The 8042-nt window shown below is 54.3% G+C and carries 8 protein-coding genes; 3 read left to right on the forward strand and 5 right to left on the reverse strand.

Annotation, left to right across the window (positions count from 1 at the left end; genetic code table 11):
• A partial coding sequence (gene chbG / locus AB7E14_RS16830) for a chitin disaccharide deacetylase (RefSeq protein WP_428169699.1) occupies positions 1 to 688 on the forward strand: 688 nt, incomplete at its 5' end.
• Positions 689 to 740: 52 nt separating this feature from the next.
• On the opposite strand, the gene katE is transcribed toward chbG, so the two are convergent.
• Complete coding sequence (katE, locus tag AB7E14_RS16835; protein ID WP_316962249.1) at positions 741 to 2999, reverse strand: catalase HPII; 2259 nt, start codon at positions 2997 to 2999, stop codon at positions 741 to 743.
• 202 nt (positions 3000 to 3201) lie between these two features.
• Here katE and cedA point away from each other — a divergent pair, with 202 nt between their 5' ends.
• Positions 3202 to 3456 (forward strand): cell division activator CedA, encoded by a 255-nt coding sequence (gene cedA / locus AB7E14_RS16840; protein ID WP_071888400.1) that lies wholly within the window; start codon positions 3202 to 3204, stop codon positions 3454 to 3456.
• Between the two features lie 51 nt (positions 3457 to 3507).
• Here the strand turns inward: cedA and tcyP are convergent, their stop codons facing one another.
• The 4 genes from tcyP to hxpB form a co-directional block, all read right to left on the reverse strand.
• On the reverse strand, positions 3508 to 4899 hold the full coding sequence (tcyP, locus tag AB7E14_RS16845; protein ID WP_054176635.1) for a cystine/sulfocysteine:cation symporter: 1392 nt from the start codon (positions 4897 to 4899) through the stop codon (positions 3508 to 3510).
• Between the two features lie 132 nt (positions 4900 to 5031).
• Entirely contained in the window at positions 5032 to 5622 is a 591-nt protein-coding gene (locus tag AB7E14_RS16850) for a metal-dependent hydrolase (RefSeq protein ID WP_058587976.1), read from the reverse strand.
• A 95-nt stretch (positions 5623 to 5717) separates the two neighbouring features.
• Entirely contained in the window at positions 5718 to 6479 is a 762-nt protein-coding gene (gene kduD, locus AB7E14_RS16855) for a 2-dehydro-3-deoxy-D-gluconate 5-dehydrogenase KduD (RefSeq protein ID WP_058587977.1), read from the reverse strand.
• A gap of 144 nt (positions 6480 to 6623) precedes the next feature.
• On the reverse strand, positions 6624 to 7292 hold the full coding sequence (hxpB, locus tag AB7E14_RS16860; RefSeq protein WP_043000882.1) for a hexitol phosphatase HxpB: 669 nt from the start codon (positions 7290 to 7292) through the stop codon (positions 6624 to 6626).
• 137 nt (positions 7293 to 7429) lie between these two features.
• Here hxpB and AB7E14_RS16865 point away from each other — a divergent pair, with 137 nt between their 5' ends.
• Positions 7430 to 7966 carry a YniB family protein gene (locus AB7E14_RS16865; RefSeq protein ID WP_044254806.1) on the forward strand — a complete coding sequence of 179 codons (537 nt, stop codon included), beginning with the start codon at positions 7430 to 7432 and terminating at the stop codon, positions 7964 to 7966.
• The last annotated feature ends 76 nt before the right edge of the window (positions 7967 to 8042 follow it).

Here is an 8042-nt window from a genome sequence, read left to right on the forward strand (position 1 = left end):
GGCCTGTCGCCACGGTGTGGAGACCTCGACCACGGCGCTGGTGAACGGTGATGCCATAGAGCAAGCGGTCGCCATAAGCCGCGAACTGCCGACGCTGGCGGTAGGGATGCACTTTGTTCTGACGCTGGGAAAACCGCTGACCGAGATGCCGGGATTAACCCGTGAAGGGCGTCTGGGAAAATGGATCTGGCAGATGGCAGAGGAAGATACGCTGCCGTTGGATGCAATCGCCCGTGAGCTTGCCAGTCAGTACCAGCGTTTCATCGACCTGTTCGGACGGGAGCCGACGCACCTGGATAGCCATCACCATGTGCATATGTTCCCGCAGATCTTCCCCCTTGTCGCGCGATTTGCCGCAGAGCGTAATCTTGCGCTGCGCATTGATCGTCAGCCGGTGTTCCAGGCAGGCGATCTTCCGGCGACGCTGCGTAGCTCGCAAGGGTTCAGCAGTGAGTTTTACGGAGATGCGATTTCGGAAGCGTTGTTCCTGCAGGCTCTCGATGCTTCAGCAAAACGTGGAGAATCCTCACTGGAAGTGATGTGTCACCCGGCGTTTATTGACAATATTATCCGTCAGAGCGCCTATTGTTACCCCCGCTTGACTGAACTGGACGTGCTGACGTCGGCCTCGCTCAAGTATGCGATTGCAGAACGTGGCTACCGTCTGGGCAGTTTTCTTGATGTCTGACTCCTGAGTTTGCGGCGCGTGGTGCGCCGCTTTTTTTTGCCCGCGAGTTGCCTCAGGCTGGTACGGTCGGGATTTTAGCCGTGCGCGACCAGACGCGATGAGCTGCCATCAATGTAAACAGCTCATCCATAAAACGGCTATCCGCATCAGCGCCTTCAACAACGCCTTCCTCTCCCTGACTGTCGATATGAAGTCGCGCTTTAAAGCGTCGTGCTTCACCGACGAGTGCAATAGGTTTGAGATGCTTATAGGCTTCCAGCAGGTAGTACTGCGCGTCGCCGTTGTCCTCAATATCGGCGATGTCACCGCACGGCACAATGACTGCATCCACGGTGAGAGACGGTGCTCCGGCAAAAGTGGCGGCGATGGTCAGCGTTGAACCATCATCTGCGACCACCTCGCCCATGCGGGAGTAGAGCAGTTTCGCGTGGACGCCTTTCGCCTTAAGCGCCTGGAGTATTGAAAGCAGATCGGCGGATTTCACTTTTCCGTTGAGCAAAATCCCGACGACGCGGCCTTTGATATCTCCGTCCGGCACAGCATACAAACTGAGTGAAGGATCTTTCTTCAGTCCGTTCACCTCTGGCGGCGGTGCAATTTGTGTCTGTTCATCGCTTAACGCGATCCCCAGATTCTTCCCGACCGCCTGCGCGAGGTTAATGTCGATATGCGCCAGTTGGTCGACCACCCGTTCACGGATCCAGCTACGAACGACCTTACTCAGTTCGAAGCTGAAGGCATCGATGATATGCAACTGCTCAACGGGCGTCTGGCTTGACCAGAACAGACGCGGATGGGCGTAGTATTCACCAAACGAGGGGCTACGTTCACGGATTTTGTTACCTTCGATGCGTTCCTGATATGACTCAAAGCCGCCGCGTTTCGGTCCCGGCGGCGTTTCACGCGGCCAGTTGTCATTGATGGAGTTGGGTTCATAGTTGGCCGGGTTGGTATCAATATCCTGGCGGTGCATGCCGTCACGCTGGAAGTTGTGATACGGGCAGGTCGGGCGGTTGATTGGGATTTCGTGGAAGTTAGGTCCGCCAAGACGGCTAATCTGCGTATCGGTATAGGAGAACAAACGCCCCTGCAACAGGGGATCGTTCGTGAAATCAATGCCGGGAACGATATGGCCGGGATGAAAGGCGACCTGTTCGTTTTCGGCGAAGAAATTATCGGGGTTGCGGTTGAGTACCATTTTACCGACGCGCTGCACCGGAACCAGCGCTTCGGGGATCAGTTTGGTCGGATCCAGTAAGTCAAAGTCGAATTTCAACTCGTCCTCTTCCGGGATCAATTGCAGTCCCAGTTCATATTCCGGGAAATCACCGGCTTCAATGGCTTCCCACAGTTCCCGGCGATGGAAGTCCGGGTCGCGACCGGTCAGCTTCTGCGCTTCATCCCATACCAGTGAGGCTTTACCTGCCAGAGGTTTCCAGTGGAAACGAACGAAGGTGGCCTTACCCTCGGCGTTGATCAGACGGAAGGTGTGGATGCCAAACCCTTCCATGGTGCGATAACTGCGCGGAATGCCGCGATCGGACATCGCCCACATGACGTTATGCAGGGTTTCTGGCTGTAACGACACGTAATCCCAGAAGGTGTCATGCGCACTTTGTCCCTGCGGTATCGCCCAGTGAGGCTCCGGTTTTACCGCATGGACAAAGTCAGGAAATTTATGCGCGTCCTGAATGAAGAACACCGGGGTGTTATTGCCCACCAGATCAAAAATGCCTTCTTCGGTATAAAACTTGGTGGCAAAACCACGGATATCACGCACCGTATCCGCCGAGCCTGCGCCGCCCTGAACAGTGGAAAAACGTACGAAGACCGGGGTGATTTTATCCGGGTCAGAAAGAAAGTCGGCTTTGGTGATGTCGCTCAGATTTTTGTAGGGCTGGAAATAGCCGTGGGCTGCCGAGCCGCGCGCATGGACGATCCTCTCGGGAATGCGCTCGTGGTCAAAATGGGTGATTTTTTCGCGCAGGATGAAATCTTCAAGTAGCGTAGGACCACGACTGCCTGCACGCAATGAATTCTGGTCATCAGCAATGCGTACGCCCTGGTTAGTAGTGAGGGCAAAATTCTCGCTGCCCTTGCGTACCGTTTCCAGATCGCTCAGTTTTTTATTGCCGGTATCCGGGGCTTTCAGACTGCCGGGCGCGGTAGGTTGCGCGCCTGGCGGCGTCGGTTCAGGAACAGGGCGATACGACTCATTATCAGGAGCCAGAGAGTCCAGACCCGGTTTTGCTTCGCGCGGATCGTGCACCGGTGATTGATGTGGATGGGGATTTTTCTCATTATGCGACATTGAACTCGTCTCCATTTTTCATTGCTGAAAGGGTCGATATTTTTTTGTCAAAAACCCTCTAACTATAGTCCACTCGTGTGATCCCGCCGGGCAGAACGCGGATGACAGCGTTGGTTGACAGGGGAAAGCGCACGCCAGGAGCAGGACGGGCGGGGGTAAAATCGGCTAAGATAGTTCTTTTCTGATTTTTGAATTTGTCTTAGTGAAGCAATTAATGATGAAACCTCTTCGCCAACAAAATCGCCCGGTTATTAGTTATGTTCCGCGTGTTGAACCTGCACCGCCCGAACATGCAATAAAAATGGACGCGTTTCGTGACGTGTGGATCTTGCGCGGGAAGTATGTCGCGTTTGTCTTAATGGGGGAGTCGTTCCAGCGATCGCCGGCGTTCAGCGAGGCGGAATCTGCCCAGCGCTGGGCAAATCAGATTCGTCAGGAAAACGAAATAGCGGATTAATTCCGGCATAAAAAAACCGCCTCGAAGGGCGGTTTTCTGTTTTGGGGACGTTTAGTGATGCGCCAGTTCGGCGTCGTCTTCACTGTCCAGAATGGTTTTATCGGTTTGCTTCAGCCACTGGCTGGTCAGCGTACCGGCGGTCATTGACCCGCTGACGTTCAGCGCGGTACGGCCCATGTCAATCAGCGGCTCAACGGAGATGAGCAGCGCCACCAGCGTGACAGGCAGCCCCATCGCAGGCAGTACGATCAGCGCGGCGAACGTGGCGCCGCCACCGACACCGGCTACCCCGGCAGAGCTGACGGTCACAATGCCGACCAGCGTCGCAATCCAGAGAGGATCCAGCGGGTTAATACCGACCGTCGGCGCCACCATAACGGCCAGCATGGCCGGATACAAACCAGCACAGCCATTTTGACCAATCGTTGCACCAAAGGAGGCGGCAAAGCTCGCGATAGATTCCGGCACGCCCAGACGACGGGTTTGCGCTTCCACGTTCAGCGGGATAGAGGCGGCGCTGGAACGGCTGGTAAACGCGAAGGTCAGAACCGGCCACACTTTGCGGAAGTACTTGAGCGGGCTCACGCCGTTAACACCCAGCAGTACGCCGTGGACAACGAACATAATGCCGAGACCGAGATACGAGGCGATGACGAAGCTACCCAGCTTGATGATGTCCTGCAGGTTAGAACCCGCTACCACTTTGGTCATCAGCGCCAGGACGCCGTAAGGCGTTAACTGCATGACCAGACGGACCAGTTTCATCACCCAGCTTTGCAGGGTGTCGATTGCGGTCAGCACACGTTCACCTTTCGGCGCGTCATCTTTGAGCAGTTTCAGCGCGGCGACGCCGAGGAAGGCGGCAAAAATGACCACGCTAATAATGGACGTCGGGTTCGCGCCGGTCAGATCGGCAAACGGGTTTTTCGGCACAAAGGAGAGCACCAACTGCGGGACACTGAGATCGGCCACTTTACCGACATAGTTGGTTTCAATGGCATTCAGTCGCGCCGTTTCGGCACCGCCCTGAACCAGACCTTCAGCGGTCAGGCCAAACAGATTGGTCACCAGTACACCGACCAGTGCGGCAATCAATGTGGTAAACAGCAGGGTCCCGATGGTCAGAAAGCTAATTTTCCCCAACTGTGAGGCGTTATGCAGACGGGCGACCGCGCTCAGAATCGAGGCAAATACCAGCGGCATGACGATCATTTGCAGCAATTGCACATAGCCGTTACCAACAATGTTGAACCACTGGACGGAATCTTTCAGCACCTGGCTGTCAGAGCCATAGATGGTGTGCAGCGCAAGGCCAAAGACCACACCCATGACCAGACCGACCAGCACTTTCTTTGCCAGACTCCACTGTTTATGACGGGCTTGCGCCAGCACAAACAGCAGAATGACGAACACCACAATGTTCGCGATTAATGGAAAATTCATCCCCGTTCTCCTGATTTTATTATTCGTCCCGCTGTGTCACAGCGATCCTGTTGCCGCAAGGTTAGCAGAACTGTGACCTGGCTCTTATATTCAAATGGAATTGTTTATGCCAAAAACGATAATTTCGCTGCTTTACTGGTCGATTTGATGCTTTATAAAGCGATTGAACTGCCATTGCAGTGTATTAATCACATCGGATGACCAGCGAACTGCACTGTTCTGGGGCAAGGTCTGGGGCATCCATACCGCCCAGGCAAACAGCGCCATGCAGAGAAATCGCTCCAGTTGATTACCTTTCTGCGGGACCAGAATCGGCAGGCGAAAGCGCCAGCGACAGGGCCAGAGCAGGGGGACGCCCGCTGGCGTTAGCATATCGGCGGCGATATGGCTCAGATAGCCTATCACCATACCCTGCAAGGCATCGGCGGGGATAACCCAGCTCTCCGGCACTTTCAGGTAGAAGGTCGCCAGTAGCGCAAAGACGGCCAGCAGACTGTGAGTGAATCCGCGATGGCCAAACGCACGGGCGATCGGTTTCGAAATCCATTTTAGTCGCTGACCGAGAAATGACTTTGGGTGATCAATATCCGGTAACAGACAGGTCAGAATAGCGGAAGGAACAATATGCCACCAGTCACCCTGTGCGAGCACGGGCGTGAGTTCCGCGTTTTTAGCAAACACCGCGCAGGCAATGGAAAAGAGGAGGTGACCTTCCGCCGTCATGATAAAACCTGATAAACTGTGAATTCGTACAGTATAGGATTTTTATACAGTGGGCGGAAGTGGTGACGTTGTAACTCTTTGTCAATAATGCGCGTTTAACGCGCTAACCAACCGCCATCGACGGCCAGCGTATAACCGTTGATGTAATCTGCTGCCTTCGAGGCGAGGAAAACGACCGGACCCTGCAGATCGTCTGGCGTTCCCCAGCGGCCCGCCGGGATACGATCGACAATCTCTTTATTGCGTTCAGCATCTTCCCGCAGTTGTTGGGTGTTGTTAGTTGCCATGTAGCCGGGGGCGATAGCATTGACGTTAATCTGATGCTGCGCCCACTCATTCGCTAACAGTCGGGTAATGCCCAGAACACCGCTCTTTGAGGCCGTATAGGACGGGACGCGAATACCGCCCTGAAACGACAGCATTGACGCGATGTTGATAATTTTTCCGCCCTGGCCCTGGGCGATGAACTGGCGTGCAACGGCCTGGGAGAGAAAGAAGAGCGACTTGAGATTCAGGTTCATCACGTCGTCCCAGTCCTTTTCAGTAAAACTGAGTGCGTCTTCGCGACGAATGGTCCCGGCGTTGTTCACCAGAATGTCGATGCGACCGAATTTCTCTACCGCCTGGGTGATAACGTCCGCGATGACTGCCTGTTGGCTTAGATCGGCCTGTATGGCGAAAAAGCGGCGACCCAGCGCTTCAACTTTGGCGGCGGTGTCATGAGGGACTTTGCGGTTCACGCCGATGATATCGCAACCGGCTTGCGCCAGCGCAACCGTCATCCCTTGCCCGAGCCCGGTATCACAACCGGTGACAATGGCGACTTTACCTGTGAGACGAAATGCATCCAGAATCATAATGACCTCGGCTATCCGTTTTTATCTGTTATGTGCCTGAAAGAAGGATAGGAGAGGAACCGAAAGAATACAATAAAAATGAAACGTTGTTTTAATTTTTTGACTGTTGGCAAGACGGGCAATGTGGCCATTGCCCGATCTCGGTTAGCCAAGTAAATCGGCGATGGTCAGTTCTGTGAGTGTGTTGAGCCTGACGTCAGCGAGGATATAGCGCGGATCGTGTCGCACCTCTTTGTCCGGTACGACAATGGAGCGCATCCGTGCGGCTTTCGATGCCACCATACCGTTGACGGAATCTTCCAGCGCTACACAACATAACGGGTCGACGCCCAGTTTCGCCGCGCAGTCGATGTAAACCTGGGGATGTGGCTTGCTGTAGGGTAGTTTCTCCGCGGAAGCGATAGCGTCAAAGCTCTCCCGCAGGTCGAACATCGCCAGTACTTTTTCCAGCATATGCAAAGGGGATGCTGACGCCAGTCCGACTTTCAAACCTTGCGCTTTACACAACGCGACCGCTTCTTTGACGCCCGGTAACAGCGGACGCGTCTCTTCAACCAGCGTGATGGCACGGGTAATGACGCGATCGGTGACCTCCTGGCGGCTCGGCCCGTTCCACGGTTGCTGAGCAAACCAGAGATCGACAACCATATCGATGCGCAGCCCCAGCGTATCCGGGAGTTCGTGACGACGAGTGATATCGACGCCGATGCTGGACAGCACGTCCAGTTCAGCCCGATCCCACAGCGGCTCGGAATCAATCAGCAATCCATCCATATCGAATATGGCCGCAAGAATTTGACGCGGGGTTGACATTACAACCTCTCCTGTTGAGCATTAAATGTAGGGTATTCAGCGTTAGCCGCTATCATAACGTTTTTAAAGATCGGGCGAAAAGGGTTATCAGCAGGTAGACTTAAGCCAAAACGACGCGTCTTCATCAAGGGGAACTCATGACGTATCAACAAGCTGGACGCATTGCAGTGTTAAAAAGGATCTTAGGATGGGTGATATTTATCCCGGCGCTTCTCTCCACGCTGATTTCAGCCCTGAAATTTATGTACGCGCACAGCGAAAAGCAGGAAGGGATTAACGCGGTGATGCTCGATTTTGCCCACGTCATGATCGACATGATGCGAGTGAATACCCCGTTTCTGAACCTCTTCTGGTACAACTCGCCGACGCCGGATTTCCAGAATAGCCTGAACATTCTGTTCTGGCTGATTTTTGTGCTGATTTTTATCGGTCTGGCGATGCAGGATTCCGGCGCGCGCATGAGCCGCCAGGCGCGGTTTTTACGTGAAGGCGTTGAAGACCAGTTGATTCTGGAGAAAGCCAAGGGCAGCGAAGGGTTGTCACGCGAGCAGATCGAGTCACGGATCGTGGTGCCGCATCACACGATTTTTCTGCAGTTTTTCCCGCTCTACATCCTGCCGGTGATTATCATCATTGCCGGCTATGTGTTTTTTTCCCTGCTGGGATTTGTCTGAACAAAAAGGCCGCCATCCGGCGGTCTTTGAGAGTGATGACAAACCTCGTTCCGTTACCGGACAAGCCGAGAGCGCC

Origin of the sequence: Citrobacter sp. (genome assembly GCF_050252275.1) — a bacterium.
Taxonomy (GTDB): domain Bacteria; phylum Pseudomonadota; class Gammaproteobacteria; order Enterobacterales; family Enterobacteriaceae; genus Citrobacter_A; species Citrobacter_A amalonaticus.

Bases quoted from the DNA above. Each gene is read 5' to 3' on its own strand.
- katE (WP_316962249.1), bottom strand. From the start codon at position 2,999: ATGTCGCATAATGAGAAAAATCCCCATCCACATCAATCACCGGTGCAC.
- tcyP (WP_054176635.1), bottom strand. From the start codon at position 4,899: ATGAATTTTCCATTAATCGCGAACATTGTGGTGTTCGTCATTCTGCTG.
- AB7E14_RS16850 (WP_058587976.1), bottom strand. From the start codon at position 5,622: ATGACGGCGGAAGGTCACCTCCTCTTTTCCATTGCCTGCGCGGTGTTT.
- kduD (WP_058587977.1), bottom strand. From the start codon at position 6,479: ATGATTCTGGATGCATTTCGTCTCACAGGTAAAGTCGCCATTGTCACC.
- hxpB (WP_043000882.1), bottom strand. From the start codon at position 7,292: ATGTCAACCCCGCGTCAAATTCTTGCGGCCATATTCGATATGGATGGA.
- AB7E14_RS16865 (WP_044254806.1), top strand. From the start codon at position 7,430: ATGACGTATCAACAAGCTGGACGCATTGCAGTGTTAAAAAGGATCTTA.